General features: G+C 42.8%; 1 protein-coding gene. It reads right to left on the bottom strand.

The annotated features are described in order from the left end of the window. The coding region (locus RRG12_RS40740; protein ID WP_420763114.1) for a HEAT repeat domain-containing protein at window positions 1-225 on the bottom strand (225 nt) is incomplete at its 3' end. Window positions 226-276: the final 51 nt, after the last annotated feature.

Raw genomic sequence — 276 nt, 5'->3', positions numbered from 1 at the left:
TCTCCTACCTGTTAACCTCTTGGTTAGCTGCTTTCTTTTTTTGTCGTTTTTGTTTCGTGGTCTTCTTTGTATTTCCTTCTCTAATTCTTTGGCTGCTTCGCGTTGCACATACTTGTTATCATCCTGGGTAGCTCGTTCTTTTAGGCTTGTTTTGGTGTCGGGGTCATCTTTGAAGTTCTTTGCTAATTCTTCGACTGCTGTACGTCGTACCAACTCAGTTATCATCTTGGGTAGTGCGTTCTTTTAGGCTAGGTTTTGGTGTCGGGGTCATCTTTG

The organism is Nostoc sp. CALU 546 (assembly GCF_048836525.1).
Note: the sequence above shows the minus strand (reverse complement) of the source record. Positions and strands in the feature narration are given on the sequence as shown.